Origin of the sequence: Paraburkholderia sp. RL17-381-BIF-C, assembly GCF_046026435.1 — a bacterium.
Classification (GTDB): domain Bacteria; phylum Pseudomonadota; class Gammaproteobacteria; order Burkholderiales; family Burkholderiaceae; genus Paraburkholderia.
Genome location: NZ_JARESX010000070.1, coordinates 1 through 16,576, shown reverse-complemented (window position 1 = coordinate 16,576; position 16,576 = coordinate 1). Strand labels below are relative to the sequence as shown.

The 16,576-nt window shown below is 60.4% G+C and carries 14 protein-coding genes and 2 pseudogenes; 9 read left to right on the top strand and 7 right to left on the bottom strand.

The window, feature by feature from the left end; all coding sequences use genetic code 11:
- Positions 1-37 precede the first annotated feature (37 nt).
- Genes P0D70_RS29700 through P0D70_RS29670 form a run of 7 tightly spaced genes read left to right on the top strand, consistent with a single transcriptional unit; the run spans position 38 to position 6,374 of the window.
- Entirely contained in the window at positions 38-1,063 is a 1,026-nt protein-coding gene (locus tag P0D70_RS29700) for an ABC transporter substrate-binding protein (RefSeq protein WP_408187068.1), read from the top strand.
- Positions 1,060-1,914 carry an ABC transporter ATP-binding protein gene (locus P0D70_RS29695; RefSeq protein WP_408187067.1) on the top strand — a complete coding sequence of 285 codons (855 nt, stop codon included), beginning with the start codon at positions 1,060-1,062 and terminating at the stop codon, positions 1,912-1,914. The genes P0D70_RS29700 and P0D70_RS29695 overlap by 4 nt, the downstream gene beginning before the upstream one ends.
- Positions 1,895-2,701 (top strand): ABC transporter permease, encoded by an 807-nt coding sequence (locus tag P0D70_RS29690; RefSeq protein WP_408187066.1) that lies wholly within the window; start codon positions 1,895-1,897, stop codon positions 2,699-2,701. Before P0D70_RS29695 ends, P0D70_RS29690 begins: the two co-directional genes overlap by 20 nt.
- A 43-nt stretch (positions 2,702-2,744) precedes the next feature.
- Positions 2,745-3,500 (top strand): SDR family NAD(P)-dependent oxidoreductase, encoded by a 756-nt coding sequence (locus P0D70_RS29685; protein ID WP_091794158.1) that lies wholly within the window; start codon positions 2,745-2,747, stop codon positions 3,498-3,500.
- A 14-nt stretch (positions 3,501-3,514) separates the two neighbouring features.
- Complete coding sequence (locus P0D70_RS29680) at positions 3,515-4,357, top strand: fumarylacetoacetate hydrolase family protein (RefSeq protein ID WP_408187065.1); 843 nt, start codon at positions 3,515-3,517, stop codon at positions 4,355-4,357.
- A 43-nt stretch (positions 4,358-4,400) separates the two neighbouring features.
- On the top strand, positions 4,401-5,432 hold the full coding sequence (locus P0D70_RS29675; RefSeq protein ID WP_408187063.1) for an ABC transporter substrate-binding protein: 1,032 nt from the start codon (positions 4,401-4,403) through the stop codon (positions 5,430-5,432).
- A gap of 18 nt (positions 5,433-5,450) precedes the next feature.
- Positions 5,451-6,374 (top strand): SMP-30/gluconolactonase/LRE family protein, encoded by a 924-nt coding sequence (locus P0D70_RS29670; RefSeq protein WP_408187087.1) that lies wholly within the window; start codon positions 5,451-5,453, stop codon positions 6,372-6,374.
- Here the strand turns inward: P0D70_RS29670 and P0D70_RS29665 are convergent.
- The 3 genes from P0D70_RS29665 to P0D70_RS29655 form a co-directional block, all read right to left on the bottom strand.
- On the bottom strand, positions 6,365-7,261 hold the full coding sequence (locus P0D70_RS29665) for a LysR family transcriptional regulator (protein WP_408187062.1): 897 nt from the start codon (positions 7,259-7,261) through the stop codon (positions 6,365-6,367). The two genes, P0D70_RS29670 and P0D70_RS29665, sit on opposite strands and share 10 nt — an antisense overlap.
- A gap of 266 nt (positions 7,262-7,527) precedes the next feature.
- Positions 7,528-9,639 carry an acetate--CoA ligase family protein gene (locus P0D70_RS29660; protein ID WP_408187061.1) on the bottom strand — a complete coding sequence of 704 codons (2,112 nt, stop codon included), beginning with the start codon at positions 9,637-9,639 and terminating at the stop codon, positions 7,528-7,530.
- A gap of 17 nt (positions 9,640-9,656) precedes the next feature.
- A complete protein-coding gene (locus P0D70_RS29655) occupies positions 9,657-10,439 on the bottom strand; it encodes an enoyl-CoA hydratase/isomerase family protein (protein WP_408187060.1) in 783 nt (260 codons plus the stop codon).
- Positions 10,440-10,689: 250 nt separating this feature from the next.
- Between P0D70_RS29655 and P0D70_RS29650 the strand changes: the two genes are divergently transcribed.
- The gene (locus P0D70_RS29650) at positions 10,690-12,024 is read left to right on the top strand and encodes an MFS transporter (protein WP_408187086.1); all 1,335 of its coding nucleotides are present in this window, start codon (positions 10,690-10,692) and stop codon (positions 12,022-12,024) included.
- Positions 12,025-12,042: 18 nt separating this feature from the next.
- Here P0D70_RS29650 and P0D70_RS29645 read toward each other — a convergent pair whose 3' ends face one another.
- Complete coding sequence (locus tag P0D70_RS29645; protein WP_091794142.1) at positions 12,043-12,834, bottom strand: IclR family transcriptional regulator; 792 nt, start codon at positions 12,832-12,834, stop codon at positions 12,043-12,045.
- Positions 12,835-13,410: 576 nt separating this feature from the next.
- On the bottom strand, positions 13,411-14,403 hold the full coding sequence (locus tag P0D70_RS29640) for an SDR family NAD(P)-dependent oxidoreductase (RefSeq protein WP_408187059.1): 993 nt from the start codon (positions 14,401-14,403) through the stop codon (positions 13,411-13,413).
- 117 nt (positions 14,404-14,520) lie between these two features.
- Between P0D70_RS29640 and P0D70_RS29635 the strand changes: the two genes are divergently transcribed.
- Positions 14,521-15,105, top strand: a complete 585-nt coding sequence (locus P0D70_RS29635) for a TetR/AcrR family transcriptional regulator (RefSeq protein WP_091794136.1) — start codon at positions 14,521-14,523, stop codon at positions 15,103-15,105.
- 255 nt (positions 15,106-15,360) lie between these two features.
- Here the strand turns inward: P0D70_RS29635 and P0D70_RS29630 are convergent.
- Together P0D70_RS29630 and P0D70_RS29625 are read right to left on the bottom strand one after the other, a co-directional pair.
- Positions 15,361-16,104 (bottom strand): annotated as a pseudogene (locus P0D70_RS29630) (acetamidase/formamidase family protein); the annotation flags it as partial.
- 61 nt (positions 16,105-16,165) lie between these two features.
- A pseudogene (locus tag P0D70_RS29625) lies at positions 16,166-16,345 on the bottom strand (IS6 family transposase); the annotation flags it as partial.
- Between the last annotated feature and the right edge of the window lie 231 nt (positions 16,346-16,576).

Genomic DNA, 16,576 nt, shown 5'->3' with positions numbered 1-16,576 from the left:
TCGCACCCAAATATCCCCGGAAAGGGAGGAGACAACCATGAAGCTGAAATTTGCCATCGCGCTTTGCGTCGCGTTCGAGCTTGGCTGCGGTTCTGTCGCGGCCGTGGCCAAGGACGTGCCTGAAAAACCCGAACTTCACATTGCGGCCGCCTCCGTCGGCATCACCTATCTGCCCATGCTCGTCGCGATGCAACGCGGCTACTTCAAGGACGAGGGGCTGGATGTGCACATCGCTGCCTTCTCCGGTGGGTCCAAGACATTGGAGGCGTTGTTGGGTGGGAGCTCCGACATGGTAGCGGGCGCCTATTCGAACACCATCACGATGGCTACCAAGGGGCAGCACCTCGTGGTGATCGCGGCGCAGGTCATTTGTCCCGGCTGGATCTTTGGCGTGTCCCAGAAGCGTCAGGCCGAAGTCAAGTCGACGAAGGATCTGAAGGGTATGCGTATCGGCGTGAGTGCGCCCGGCTCCAGCACTCACATGGCACTGAACTACATCCTGCACAAGGCGGGCCTTCAGCCCTCGGACGTCTCCATCATCGGTGTTGGCCAGGCTGCGGGAGCGGTAGCGGCAGTGAGGGCGGGTCAGATCGATGCGCTGATCGTCAATGATCCGAGCGCCACGATCCTGACCAAAGACGGCAGCCTCAAACCTTTGGAGAACATGCGTACCGCGGAGGGTAACGTCAAGGTGTTCGGCTCGGATTATCCCGAGTCGAGCCTGTTCGCGACTCAGGATTTCATCAATAAGAATCCGAAGACGGTACAGGCAGTCGCCAATGCGATCGTGCGCGCGGAGAAGTGGATCGCCAAAGCCACGCCTCAGCAAGTCGCTGACAATGTGCCGCCTGAGTACTTGGGCGAGAACAAGGCACTGTATGCGGATGCCTTCACGAACAGCCGCCGTTGCATCGCACAGAACGGAGAGATCACCGTAAAAGGCGCACAGACCGTGCGTGATGTGCTGTCGGCGTTCGACCCCACCGTGGCGTCGGCCAAAATCGATCTCGCCTCGACCTATGACAACCGGTTTGTCGAGAAAGCGGCGGAGATCCAGCCATGAGTACCGCGCCGTGCACTATCACTCTCGAGCATGGCCAGACAGCGATGCGTGAGGCTTTGCGCTTTGACAACGTGACCTGCACCTTCGCCGGCAATGGCAAGAACGCTCAGACCTACACCGCCGTTTCCGGCGGGAATCTGACGATCGGCGACGGCGAGTTCGTCTCGATCGTCGGCCCTACGGGCTGTGGCAAGTCCACGTTGCTGAACGTGGCGGCCGGGCTCACCCGGCCTTCGTCGGGCAGCTTGAGCGTGTTCGGCGAGAAACTGAGCAATGGCCTGAACACGCAAGCTGCCTACCTGTTCCAGGTCGATGCACTCATGCCCTGGAAGACGGCCGAAGAGAACATCGCGATGGGCCTCATCTTCCGTGGCACGCCTCGCGATGAGGCGCTTGAGGTGGCGCACGAGTGGATTGAGCGGGTGGGGCTGCAAGGCCATGGCAAAAAGTATCCGCACCAGATGTCGGGCGGCATGCGCAAGCGCGCCGGCCTGGCGCAGGCACTGGCGCTGAATCCTCGCATCATTCTGATGGACGAACCGTTCAGTGCGCTGGACATCCAGACCCGGCACCTGATGGAAAACGAGCTGCTGAGGCTGTGGTCGCGCGACCGTAAGTCCGTGATGTTCGTGACCCACGATCTGGAGGAGGCTATTTCCTTATCGGACCGCGTCATCGTGCTGTCGGCGGGCCCGGGTACGCGGCCTATCGCCGAGTTTGAAATCGACCTTGTGCGTCCACGCGAAATGTCAGAAATCCGTATGACGCAGCGGTTCCTGCAACTGCACACCCAGATCTGGGACGTGCTTCGAGGGGAGGTTCTGAAAAGCTATGCGCGCAATCGTGTTTGACCCAAACAATCGCGTTGTCGTTCTCGTCACGCGGCTCGCACTTCTGTTCGGCGTTCTGTTTCTGTGGTGGATCGGCACCAGTCAGAAATGGTTGTCGCCTTTCTTCTTCGGCGATCCGTTGGGCGTTGCGCGTCGCATCGTCGAATGGACCGTGACCGGCTCGGTGTTTCGCCACCTGTACACGACTTTGCTCGAAACCATGCTGGCGTTCGCCATCGGTACGGTGTCTGGTCTCGCGTGCGGACTATGGCTCGCGCTCAATCCGTTCCTCGCGGTCGTGTTCGATCCATTCATAAAGGCCATGAATTCCATGCCACGCCTGATCTTTGCGCCGATCTTCGCGCTCTGGTTTGGCCTCGGCATCTGGTCGAAGGTGGCGCTGGGCGTGACGCTCGTCTTCTTCGTGGTGTTCTTCAACGTCTTCCAGGGCGTGCGCGAGGTCAGCCCTGCGGTGTTGTCCAACACCCGCATGCTGGGCGCCAATGCACGTCAGCTGATGCGGCACGTCTATCTGCCTTCGGCGACGAGTTGGGTGTTCTCAAGCCTGCACAACGCGATTGGTATCGCGTTTGTCGGAAGCGTGGTCGGTGAGTATCTGGGCTCGGAGAAGGGCGTAGGGTATCTGATTCTGCTGGCTGAGGGCGTGTTCGACATCAACTCGGTGATCGCGGGCATTCTGGTGCTGACCTTGTTTGCACTGGTGCTCGATACAGCGGTATCCGTCGTCGAGGACTATCTGCTGCGCTGGCGCCCTGTCGCCGGGCAGACGGTTGCCGTGAGCGCATGAGCGTGCCGGCCGCGCTCGACAATCCAACATTAAGGAATCTATCTTGCAGACCAACGCAATCAACCTGAAGGATCGCATCGCTGTTGTGACCGGCGGCGCACAAGGCATCGGCCTGGAGGTCGGCCGCCGGCTGCTGGCCTCTGGCGCGCGCCTCGTAATCTGGGATATCAATGCCGCGGGCCTGGAGCGGGCCCGTACAGAACTGGGACACCCCGATGTTCACGTCGAGCGTGTTGATATCGCCGACTATGCGAGCGTCGAAGCTGCCGTCTCGGGTACGCTGAATGTGGCGGGACGCATCGATATCCTGATCAATAACGCGGCGATCGTTGGCCCTAATGCGACCTTGGCCGAGTATCCCGTCGACGTCTGGAAGCAGGTGATCGACATCGACGTCAATGGCACCTTCCACTGTTGCCGCGCCGTGGTACCCGTGATGATCCGACAGAACTACGGCCGCATCGTGAATCTGGCTTCTGTCGCTGGCAAGGAAGGCAACCCCAACGCCGCGGCGTACAGCTCGGCGAAGGCTGCCGTGATTGCCATGACCAAGTCGCTCGGAAAGGAACTGGCGAGCCACGACATCGCGGTCAATTGCGTGACGCCCGCAGTGGCGCGTACGCCAGGCGCGATGGAGCAGTCGCCCGAGCATATCCGCTACATGCTGGGCAAGATTCCGCGTGGCCGTTTTCTCGAACTAGACGAAGCAGCCGCGATGATTGCCTGGCTTGTCAGTGAAGAGAATTCATTTACCACGGCCTCGGTTTTTGATCTGTCTGGTGGCCGCGCGACCTATTGAAGGGAACATAGAAAATGAAGCTATTGCGCTACGGTCCGCCCGGCGAGGAGAAGCCGGGACTGCTCGACGCCGATGGAAACTTGCGAGACTTGTCGGGCCATGTGGCCGACATCTCCGGCGACACGCTGCTGCCCGCGAGTCTGGCCCGCCTGAAAGCGCTCGACGTCACTTCGCTGCCACGCGTGGAAGGCAATCCGCGCCTGGGTCCATGCGTGGGCGGTACGCGAAAATTCATCTGCATCGGGCTGAACTACTCCGACCACGCCGCCGAAACGGGCGCTGCGATACCGCCGGAGCCCATCGTCTTTATGAAGGCTGTCAGCGCGATCGTGGGTCCGGGCGATGCCATCGAGATCCCGCGCAACTCTCTCAAGACGGATTGGGAGGTGGAACTGGGTGTCGTGATCGGCAAGCCCGCGAAGTACGTGAGCGAGATCAATGCGATGGATCACGTGGCCGGCTACTGCGTGATCAATGACGTGTCCGAGCGCGCGTTTCAGGCGGAGCGCCAGGGGCAGTGGACCAAGGGTAAGTCGGCCGACACTTTCGGTCCAACAGGCCCGTGGCTGGTGACTTCAGACGAAGTGCGCGATCCGCAAGCACTGCCCATGTGGCTGGAGGTGAATGGCCACCGCTACCAGAACGGTAATACGGCCACCATGATTTACGGCGTGCGTTACCTTGTAGCCTACCTGTCGCAGTTCATGTCGCTGCAACCGGGCGATATCATATCCACCGGCACGCCGCCGGGCGTTGGGTTGGGGCAGAAGCCGCCCGTGTATCTGAAACCCGGTGACGTGGTGACACTCGGCATCGAGGGCCTGGGGCAGCAACGCCAGAACGTCGTACAGGGCTAAAGAGTCGCCGTCGAACCGATCTGGACAACAAGGAGACAACATCGTGCTAACGATCAGGCGCCTGCTGTTGCCGATATTAGCTGCCTGCCTCGCGCTGACGAGCCACTCGGGCGCGAGCGCTGCCCCGGCGCCAGCGCCGGAGAAACCAACACTTCACCTGGCCGCCGCTGGCGTTGGCTTTCCCTACTTACCCTTCGTCATTGCGCAAAGCCGGGGCTATTTCAAGCAGGCGGGGCTGGACGTCGACATTGGTGTATTTAGCGGCGGCGCGAAGGCGCTGCAGGCAATGTTGGGCGGCAGCGCCGACATGGTCGCGGGTGCTTATTCCAACACGATCACGATGGCGGTCAAGGGGCAGAAGTTGGTCTCGTTCGTGACCCTGGCTTCTTGCCCTGGCTGGGTGTTCGGTGTGACACGTGCCAGCCGTGACAAGGTCAAGACCTATGCGGATCTTAAGGGGATGCGCATCGGCGTGAGTTCGCCCGGTTCGAGCTTCCACATGGGCGTCAATTATCTGCTTAACAGGGCCGGCCTCAAAACGGGGGATGTCTCGATCATCGGCGTGGGTTCGTCTGCCGGTGCGATTGCAGCGGCACGCAGCGGGCAGATCGATGCATTGATGAGCAACGACCCGGTCGCGACCGTACTGCAGGGCAGCGGCGATCTTTTCCCTCTGGCCGTGATGCGCGACCCCGCCGCAACCCGTGCGACGCTGGGCGGCGACTACCCGGAAGCCTCTGTCTACACCACGAGGGAATTCGCGGCCAGGTATCCCAATACGGTGCAGGCCGTGACGAACGCTGTCCTCGAGGCCGAGCGCTGGATGGCGCACGCCACGCCTGAGCAGGTGGTCGAAGCAGTACCCGCCCAATATGCTCTCGCCGACAAGAATGTCTTCGCTCGAGCCTACGGCAACATGCAGAACTGCATTTCGCGCGATGGACTGATGACGGACGCCGCGGCTCACACCGTACGCGATGTGCTTGCCGCATTCGATCCCGACATCGGCAAGGCCTCGATTGACCTGAAAGCTACGTATGACAATCATTTCGTCGAAAATGCCAGCAAGCGGTGACTTGCACGGAGGTCAATGATGGAGAACGGCATCCATATCGTGGCTGAAGGGCTCAAGTTTCCCGAAGGCCCCGTGGCGATGGCCGATGGCTCAATCGTGCTGGTCGAAATCGAGCGCGAGACCATCAGCCGCGTGACGCCCGACGGCACGGTCAGCGTATTGAAGGAGGTGGGTGGCGGGCCCAACGGGTTGGCCTTGGGCCCGGATGGAGCCTTCTACATCTGCAATAACGGTGGTTTCCTGTTCCGTACCATTGCCGGTCTGAATCGCACCAAACCAGGCGTACATCCGCGTTATACCAGCGGGCGCATCGAGCGTTTCGACCCACACACGGGGGATCTGAAGACTGTGTACGACCGCTGTGGTGAACACCCGCTATGCGGTCCCAACGACATCGTGTTTGACCACAACGGCGGCTTTTACTTCACCGACTTCGGCAAGAACCGGCTGCGCGAGCGCGATCATGCCGGCCTCTATTACGGGCGAGCCGACGGATCAATGATCGTCGAAGTAGCCTACCCGCTCACGACGGCGAACGGAGTTGGCCTGTCGCCTGACGATCGTGTCGTGTACGTGGCGGAAACCGAAACCGCGCGCTTATGGGCATTCGATCTCGAGGCGCCCGGCAGGGCCCGCAAGCATCCTTATCCGTCTCCGCACGGCGGACGCCTGATTTGCGGGCTACCGGGCTACCAACGCTTTGACAGCCTGGCCGTGGACGCAGAAGGAAATATCTGCGTGGCAACGCTGGTCACGGGTTGCATCACGGTGGTGGCGCCCTCCGGTGAGGTACTGCGGCAAGTGACGGTGCCCGATGGCATGGTGACCAACATCTGCTTTGGTGGCGCCGACATGAAGACCGCTTACGTCACGCTGTCGGGCACGGGGCGCCTGGGGACCTTGAACTGGCCGCAAGCGGGGTTGAGACTGGCTCATTCCTGATGGCTACGTGCAAGCAAGTGCTTGAGGAACAGTTGGACCGGTGCGGGGAGCGTTTCGGCCTCGCGCACGCAGATCTTCCAGTGTCGTTCGGCCCAGACCTCGTCGAGCTGCACGGCGACGAGGGGCCCCGAGCTCACATAGCGGCGGGCATGATGTTCAGGCACCAGCCCTATGCCAAGCCGCGCTTCGACCATGCTGCGCACGGGTTCAAAACCATTTACCCGGATCGACAGCTTGAGCGGGTGGTCCAGGTCTGCAGCCGCGCGCAAGACGAGCGAATTCAGATAGCTACCAGCTTGTGGTCCCACCAGTGGGTACTGGGCCATCTCGCGAAATTTCACCTTGTCTGCATGGCTGAGTGGATGATCGGGCGGCATGATCACCACCAGCCGGTCACTGTGATAGGGAAATACCTGCAGGCCGGCGGTCACCGTCGTGCCGCCGAACACGCCAATGTCGGCTGTGTTCTCCGCGACTGCGCGAACCACGGCTGGGCTTAAACTTTCCTGCAGGTCGATGCGCAGTCCCGGGTGCAGTGCCAGGAAGTCGCGAATGTCGTTGGCAATGTACTGGACGATGGTCGAGAGGCTCGCATGTAGCCGGATCTGTCCACGCACGCCCTCGGCATGGTCGAGCAGTTCACTTTCCATTTGTTTGACATCGCGCAGCAGCACGCGGGCGTGCTGCAAGAGGGCGGTAGCCGCGATCGTCAACTCGAGCCCTTTGTTGCTCCGCATAAAGAGGGGGGTCTTGAGGGTGTCCTCAAGTTGAGACATACGCTTGCTGAGCGCAGAAGGCGCGATGTTTTCGGCTTCTGCCGCGCGGGCAATACTGCCGTGCTCGCAGACGGCAACGAATAGTTTCAGCGACTGGAAATCAAAACGCATTGAGTCTCCCGAGGCGCGGTCTTCTCGTCGCGCCGTACTTTCTCGTGGCGGAAAGAAAGTATGCACGGGGGCGGTCGCGAGTGCAAAAAAAACTCCTGTCCGCGGGAGAGCGTTCTGCGCCGATCATGGATGTCGTGCTAGCGCTTCAGTTGGGGACGACGGTATTGCCACGAGGTGAGGGCCATCCCCGACACCAGGTCGAGGCGGCCGGCTTGAACCCGGGGCCGCTTACCTCGGCGAGCCAGTCGAAGGCGACCCGAAGACCCTCACCCTTCGTGAGCCTCCGATGCGAGTACAGCAACGCCGTCAGCGGCCCGCACCCCTTGGCCCGCGGGCAACACGAAGAGCGGATTGATCTCTGCTTCGACAATGCGTCCATCAAGCTGCACCGCCATTCGCGCAAACGCGACGATGGCGGTCACAAGGGCATCAATATCAGCGCGCGGCCGTCCACGATACCCATCGAGCAAAGGCCAGGTTTTCAGTTCGTGAATCATCCCGAGTGCGTCATCGCGCGACAGCGGTGCGCCGGCAGAGAGGAGTCGCATCGTCGTGTCCTTGAACAATTCCGCGGTGACGCCGCCCATGCCCAGCAGCAACGCTGTGCCCAACGGGTCTCGATGAAGGCCGAGAATCAGTTCCGTTCCACCGGCCACCATTTCCTGAACGAGAAACGCATTCGCGGATAAGCCAGTTGCGGTTTCAACGTCGTCCCGCATGCGGTTCAGGCGCGCCCCGATGCTATCAGCCGTGACCCCGACCGCTACGCCGCCGACATCGCTCTTGTGGGTGATCGTGTTCGACAGCAGTTTGAGCACGACCTCGTTACCCAACTCGCGAGCGGCGCTCTCGGCTTCATGCTCGTTCGTAACGACACGCTCGCGTACCGCTGTCACACCAAAGCGGGCAAAAAGCTCTTTCGCCTGCGCTTCGTTGAGTGATCCGGAAGGCAGATGGTTTACGTTGACTTCTGATTCAGCGTGTCGCTCGGCCACACTTACGGGGCATTGAATGAACTCGCCGTGCTGCCACATCGCTGCAAGTGCGCTCGTCACGCTTTCGGGCGAAGGGAAGGCCGGCACTCCCTGTTCGTTAAGCAACCGCATGATCTCCGGCGCGTGAGGGCTCACAAATGCCATCACGGGTTTGTCACTCCCGGGCAACGAATCGCGGATTGCACCGGCCATCAGGTCAGGCATCGCGAGGCCCGACGATCCAATGATAACCACGACCGCATCGTAAGCCGGACTGTCGAGTAGCGTGCCGATCGCGCCGCGCAGGAGAGCCGGCTGCAGTCCAGCAAGTGTCACATCGATCGGATTGCGGTCGAGCACCGCATGGTCGCCGCTCTGGAGCGCGCGCAGCTCCGCAGCCGTTACCTCGTCAGGAGGCGGAGTCTCAAAGTTCGCCATGCCCAGGCTATCGGTGACGAGCGTGCCGGCACCGCCGGTCGAGGTCAGAATCGCCACCCGTCGCCCGGAGAGCTTGCGGCGCGTCGCGAGTGCATGAGGAATATCGAGCAAGTCGGAGAACGTCTGGGCGCGAATCACGCCGACCATGCTGAAAAGCGCGTCGTACATGCGGTCGGAACCTGCCAGCGCGCCCGTATGCGAGACCGCCGAGCGCGCGCCTGATTCGGAGCGCCCGATCTTGAAGACCACGACCGGCTTGCCTGCTGCCGCCGCCCTTAGCGCCGCGCGCCGGAACCGGTCCGGATGACGCAGCCCTTCCATGTAGAGCGCGATAACGGAAGTCGAATCATCGTCAACCAGATAATCGACAAAGTCCGCCATGTCGAGATCTGCTTCATTGCTCGTCGACACCAGCTTTGACAGGCCAATACCGCGTGCCGCCGCGCGCGACAACAGCGAGCCAAGAATCCCGCCGCTTTGTGAAATCACGCCGATCCCGCCGACCGTGAAAGCGTCGGTCTCCAGCGCCCCGCTTGCCGACAGCGTGATGCGATCGGTGAGATTGACGAGTCCGATCGTATTGGGGCCGAGCAAGCGCATGGACCCTGCTGCCTCGATCAATTGCGCCTGACGCCTCGCACCTTCCTCGCCGATTTCCGCATAGCCGCTCGCCAGCACGATTGCAGCGCTCGTCCCGCGGCTTGCCAGATCCCGCACCGCAATGTGGGCGCGCTCAGCGCCGAGCAGGACGATACCGACATCGGGCGCATGCGGCAACGACGCTACGTCGGGATAGCAGGGCAAGCCGTCGATCGAGTCGTAGCGCGGGTTGACAGGGTAGATGTCGCCGTCGAATCCGTGCTTCCTGAGGTAAGCCACCGGGCGGCCTGAAGTCTTGGCTGCGTCCGCCGATGCGCCGATCACTGCTACGCTCGTCGGGCGCATCAACTTTGAAATTGCGTTCATGTCGATCTCCTTCGTGCTCACCGGGCCTTGTTCAGGAATGCGAGCACCGAGTCGCGATGTTCACTGCTTGTGTAGCAGACAGCCTGTGCCTGGCTGCCTTGTGCAAACACCTGCTGCGCGGACAGCTCGTAGCTCTGATTGAGGATGCTCTTGCCGAGCGCGAGTGCCGTGGCCGAACCCTGGCTCAATTCGGCGGCCCAGGCGTGGGCGTCGGCAATGAGCGAATCAGGCTCGCTCAGGCGATCCGCGATCCCGATTTCCAGTGCTTCCTTCGCATCCACCTTGCGCCCGCTGAAGATCAGTTCCTTCGCCCGCGCGAGGCCGACCCGTCGCGGCAAGAAGTACATGCCGCCACCATCGGGAATCAGCCCGCGTTTGATGTAGCTCCACGTGAAGCTCGCCTCGTGCGACGCGAGGATAAAGTCACAGGAGAGCGCCATATCGGCACCCAGGCCCGCCGCTGCGCCGTTGACTGCCGCGATGGTCAGTTTGGGCATCGAGTAAAGCAGATTGACCGTGTGATGAACGATCTGCTGACGTGACCAGCCATTGAACGCAACCTCGCCCGCTGGGGCTTCCATGCGCTGCGCCATACCGCTGACGTCACCGCCAGCGCAAAACCCCTTACCGTTGCCGGTCAACACCACGGCGCGTACCTCCCGGTCGCGCGACACAGTCTCCAGCGCCGCGATCAGTTCGGCGCGCATTTCGTTGGTGATGGCGTTACGCTTTTCAGGACGATTCAGCGCGATCGTGGCGATCTGCGAGTCGATAGTGAGTTGAATAGTGGATGTGGTCATGCGTGTCTCGATGGTTGAATTGGAGTCGACCGAGAAGGTCGATCTGCTGATGCAGCTTAGCCCCACCTGCCATCCCAGGACACCCCGTCAATTCCACTCTGTGGAACGGAGCGTATTTCATCCGAGGGATCGAGCAATTCCACTGCATGGAATTGGAAGATTGTCATCGCGCGTTCGGCGCCGATAATGGATTCCAACGCAGGACACTGGCCATGACTAACCTGCGGCCCAATACAAGTCTGGAGACATGATGCACGCAGCCCGTTCCAATCCAATCGACGTCAGCGCCGTCGCGCAACCACAGGCAGAGGCCGTCTACCGGAAAGTCACCTGGCGGCTGCTGCCGTTCCTCTTTATCTGTTACGTCTTCGCTTATCTGGATCGCGCCAATATCGGCTTTGCGCATCTGCAGTTCTCACGCGACATCGGTCTTTCCGACGCCGCATTCGGTTTGGGCGTAGGCCTCTTCTACGTCGGTTACATGCTCTTTGAAGTACCGAGCAACTTGTGGCTCGCGCGAGTCGGCGTGAGAAAAACGCTCATGCGGATCATGGCGCTATGGGGCATCGTTTCGGCGGGCACCGCGTTCGTGCAGACGCCGACGCAGTTCTACATCGCGCGGGTGTTGCTGGGCGCAGCGGAAGCAGGATTTTTTCCCGGCGTGATTCTCTACTTCACCTACTGGTTTCCGGCCGCGCGCCGGGCGCGGGTCACGTCCATCTTCATGACGGCGATCTGTGTATCCGGCATTATCAGTGGGCCGGTGTCGGGATGGATTCTCAATAGCATGTCGGGCTTGCTTGGCTACAACGGCTGGCAATGGCTGTTCCTTCTCGAAGGACTTCCGTCCGTGATCGCCGGTGTCTTTGCCTATGTCTATCTGACGGACCGGCCCGAGCAGGCAACCTGGCTCATGGACGACGAGAAGACCCTCCTTCTGGCAGAGCTCAACCGCGACGCGCAAACGAAGGCTGCACGCGCTCATGGTTCGATCTGGGTTGCGTTGAAGGAGCCGAAGTTTTATTTCCTGACGTTCGCCTATTTCAGCGTGCCGTGGGCGAGCATCGTCGTCCATATCTGGGCGCCAAGCGTAATCCAGAAAAGCGGTGTGTCGAACTACTGGCACATTGGGCTTCTTTCCGCGATTCCTTATGTGGTCGGCGCAGTGGTGATGTATCTGCTCGGCCGGAACTCGGATCGTATGCTGGAGAGGCGGTGGCACTTCATGGCAAGCGCATTGATGGCTGCGCTGGGCGTCGTGCTTCTGCCGGCGGCGGCGAATCACGCAGCGATTCTGGTGGCACTGCTTTGCGTTGCGACGGCCGGTTATCTGGGCATGCTGTCGCTGTTCTGGACGATGCCACCCGCGTATCTGTCGAGCTCGGTCGCAGCAAGCGGCATTGGCCTCATCAGCAGCCTCGGGCAGTTTGGCGGGATTTCTGCGCCCTCGGTGATCGGTTACGCATCGACGCACTTTGGTAGCAGCGCCGTGGGCCTCTATGCCGTTGCAGTTGTCTCTATTCTTGGCGGTCTTGCAGTGGTACTGGGTATTCCAGCGCGCGCGATCAGTGAACGCCGGGAATGAAGGAGACGCTTGCTGTCTTCAGCCTTCCTGGCGCGCGCATGCGGCTGTAATGTCGTCGCGTAGACGCAGCAGGGGAGCCCCGAGCTCGCTGACAACGCTGTCTTTTGACGCCGCCGTGCGGACGCTAAAGTTGAGCACCAGCAAACGATGACCGGGAATGGCGAGCGGCGTCGCGAGTGCGATCACTTCCGGCTGCCAGCTTGTAGCGCAGAAGCCGCTTCGGCGCACCTCATCTACCGCATCAGTGATTTCGCGCGCGAGGCGCTCCCAGCCGCTGCGCTTTCGCCGCTTGAACGCGTTCATCAGGGCGGTGAATTCCTCCTGCGGCAGCGCTGCGAGATACGCGCGACCGAGCGAAGTCAGTTCCATCGGTACGCGTTGTCCCGAGACGATCGTACGCAACGAGGCCCGCTGGTTATAACGAATGGACTCAAGATAGACCATCTCTTCCCGGTCGGCGCCCGCGATTCCGACATTGATACGCCTTGCTTGGGCAGTGTCGCGGATTAGCGGTCCTGCGGCATTCAACACTGTGGATCCGCTACGCAACGCCTGCGCCAGACTGAGCACGGGTAAGCCGAGTCTGTATGCCCTGCGTGCGGCATCGTGCTCGAGATAACCCGCCTGCACGAGCGTTCGCGTTAGGCGGCTCACCGTTGCCTTCGGCAGACCGGTGCGTTCCGCAAGTTCTCCGTTGCCTAGAAGTGTCGCACCGGGACCGAACGCGCGCAGCAACTCGAGCCCGCGTTCGAGCGATCGATTCGACGGGGTCGCGTTCGATTCCTGTTGTTGATTGTTGTGGTTCGCCATAAACAGTGAATTTGCGGAGCTTCACGTGAAAGGATCGATTATCGATGTATGTCAGTATATGCGGCGAGATTCGACACCTGAATAAACAGTAGATTGACTAAAAAAGCGTAATTCGATGGTCAACAAGAATGCAAGGCTCCGCCGATGACATCGCCCGGACGAAACAGGCCCATAGCGATTGCCGTCAGACCATGTTGGACCTCGCTGACAATCAGGATCTGTTCGGCTTCGACAGGCAGCCCCTGCGTCAGGAGGTGGCGCGCGACAGCCTCACGCTCGGCCTCGCCAGTAGATCCCTGTGCCTTTAGGGCGGTACTGGCGTAGCAGACTGTCGGCGTTTTCGTTTCACCCGTTGAGCGAAGAGCTGGCGTCACTGCGGCGTGCGAAAGATTCGTCGGGGCGAGCAAAACGGGAAGAGGGCAGCCGGAAGACGACAGACAGGATGCGCCTGGTTTGGTGAGTTATTTATAGCGGAGCCTCCCCGCAAACCCGCATCGAGCCAGGATTAAGCTGCTATCGCAAAGTAAACACGACCGCCTCTTTCATGCATCGAGCGAGGTGGCTCACCGGGTAATGCTAACGGTCAGGAACTGCGAACGATTCGCCGACCATCTGTTCGCTCTTACGCCACAGCGCTTCTGCGTTGACCGGGTCGAGCGCATAGCCTCGAACGCCCTCGCTGACAGGTGTAATCACGGCCTCGTCAGGAACGACATTGCTTACGTGACAGTTCTCGCAGTATCGGCCGCCGACGTCTTCGGCAGACGCGACCACGGCAGCCCATACGGAGGTGGCTGCACCTTGTGGAACGGTCTTGAACTGGAAAGGATCTTTACCTTCGGACGTCAGCTGTTTGTTAATCGCCTCAACGAGCGCGGTCAGCTGTTCTTCGCCCATGTGACGTCCCAGTTCAGTGTGAATGCCACCTGGATGGACCGCGGCAGCTCGCACGCCTCGAGCTCGATGCCGCCGGTCGAACTCAACCGCGAACAGGATGTTTGCTGTCTTCGACCGTCCATACGCCACGAACGGCTCATATGGCGTACGCTCAAAGTCCGGGTCGTCGAGGTTGACGTTTGCAAACCGATGACCTGATGACGCGAGCATCACGACACGGCTCCCCGCCGAAAGCAGAGTTGCGAGCCGGTTCACAAGCACGAAATGCCCAAGGTGATTGGTCCCGAACTGGGTCTCGAAACCATCGGCTGTCGTGCCCTTGGGAGTCGCCATGACGCCTGCGTTGGCGATGACCACGTCGAACAGCTTGCCCTCGGCGAGTAACTTGTCGGCACAAGCCCGAACGCTGGCCAGACTCGCCAGGTCAAGCTCGATGAGCTCGATACTCCCGCCACCTGCTGCCGCTTCTCTCTGCACGCCGCTGATTGCGCGTTCCGCTTTACTCAAATCGCGTGCTGCTCCGACGACGGTCGCGCCGCGGGCAGCGAGGGCTCTTGCCGTCTCCACGCCGAGCCCGGCAGATACGCCTGTCACCAGAATTCGTTTTCCGTGAAGCTTGATGCCAGACAGTACGTCGTCGGTTGTTGATGTCGCACCAAAATGTTCGCTCATGCCATCTCTCCGTCACTGTAAGATTGACGCCACCCTGCCATCCGATAAAGCGGAGACATTCTCCGTTTCATACATAATAAACGGAGTATCTCTCCGTTTGCAAGTGCCGATTTGCCCATGACTGATTCCATACCGAAAGAACGGAAACCGAGAGCGGACGCTCAGCGCAATCGCGAGCGCATCCTTGAGGTTGCAAAGGAGGCTTTCTCACACGAAGGCAGCGATATCAGCCTGGATGATGTCGCCCGCCAGGCCGGCGTTGGTCCAGGAACGCTGTATCGCCATTTCCCCACGCGCGAAGCTTTGCTGGAGAGCGTCTATCGCGCGGAGGTCGAGCGGCTCGCGCAAGAGCAGCTCCGCCTGACAGACGAGTTGCCTGCACTCGACGCTCTCAGAGAATGGATGCTGCTGTTCGTCGATTACATTGCGACAAAGAAGATCATTGCGCCTGCGCTGAATTCGATAGTGGGCGGGGCGTCGTCCGAACTGTTCGAGTGCTCGGGAAAACAAATCAAGGCTGCAATCCGGACGCTGGTTGACCGAGCGGTTGAGAGTGGAGATGTCCGTGCAGATCTCGAGCCACTGGACCTTCTGCGCGCACTGGTTGGAGTATCGAACGTAGCTTCGGCTCCAGACTGGCAACAAAGTGCCAGGCGACTGGTGGGCATACTATTACTCGGATCCAAACCGATCGACGGATAGGCGCTGTCCTGGTCAGAACTCCGAACGAACACCTGTTGCGGCAGGATTGCTGTTGGCCGGGCAGCGTCGGGGAACGGTGCGGCGCCGGCACTAGCGCGTATCCGGGAACGTCCCGTCCATCAAACCAGAACGTGACCGCTGTCGACAACGATGACCGGTAAAGTCAAGCGACTCGCCGCGCGTGCCAGGAGGTAGTCGTTTCAACGCCCCCGCGACGCCCCGGCTTTGCCTGAGAGAAATGCTGGGGGGTGCTGTTTTCCATTTCGGAGGAAAGATGCTGCGGGGGATCTTGCAGTGAATTCCCTGGCGGGCATCGACCACCTGCGTGACGGAGAAGTCCGCGGCGACGCTCATTAGCGAATAGGCGTCGTCGCGTGAGAGGTCTTGCTGTTCCGTAAGCAGCAGCAACACGTCGCGTGAAGCGTTTTTGGTCGCGACATCGAGGTCTTCGTCGAAGCCGTGGACGATCCAGTAGTCCGACGTTTCCGGCCGCGGCGAGGGAAATCTGAAGTCACGCCGCAGCACGATCTGGAACATCACATTAAGGGACGCCTCGATCGCGGTGCGGCTGATTTCGCCATCGCCTTGCGATACATGCGGGTCGCCGATCGAGAACAATCCGCCGTCCACGGCGACCGGGTAGTACATGGTGGAGCCCGTGCCGATGCGCCAGTTATCAATATTGCCGCCGTGCGCGCCCGGCGGCACGGTGCTCACGCGACCTGCCACGTCAGGCGCGACGCCTGCCGTGCCCAGATGACGGCGCACCGGTACGCGAATGCCTTCAGGCGCGGGTTCGCGGCAGCGGTCGCGGATATCCGAGCGTTTGCCCGGCACGAGATATTTACCGGGATAGTCATACGCATACAGCGCGGGAGCCGTGTTCGATGCCTGATCGAGTTCGTAGATAGTGACGCGTTCCTTCTCGAAGTCAGTGAACAGATGGCCCCAATGCGCGGCGAGATTCGAAATGTAGTTGAAGCGCGGAATCATTTGCAGATTGATCGGCTCTGGTGCAATTGGCGGAGCTTGTCGAGGAAATCTGTTTTGATAGGATGCCTCATTGATCCGAGAGGAGCACATTCCAAACCACAGGCACAGTGATGTCCTCGAGGCGAAGTTGGGCGAGGCTAAATTGTCCTTTGCGAAGGCGATGCATCAATTCAACACCCGCCAGCGTGATCGCGGCGTTCCTGAATTGCTTGGAACCACGCATGACGCTCGTGCGTGACTTGATGTTGACAATGCCTGACTTCTCAGTAACGAAATCCAATTCAGCAGCCCCCAAAAAGAAATTTTCAAATGTACTTGACGGGGTGGTGGCTGATCTTCATAATTCGCCTCCCGTTAGATGACGGACGCGAAGAAAGCAGAGCTCTCCAAGCGAATGATCTTTAAAAATTAACAGCCGATAAGTGTGGGCGCTTGATGCGCGATGCGGGCCGGATTCTTCGGAATCTGGCGCAAAGCA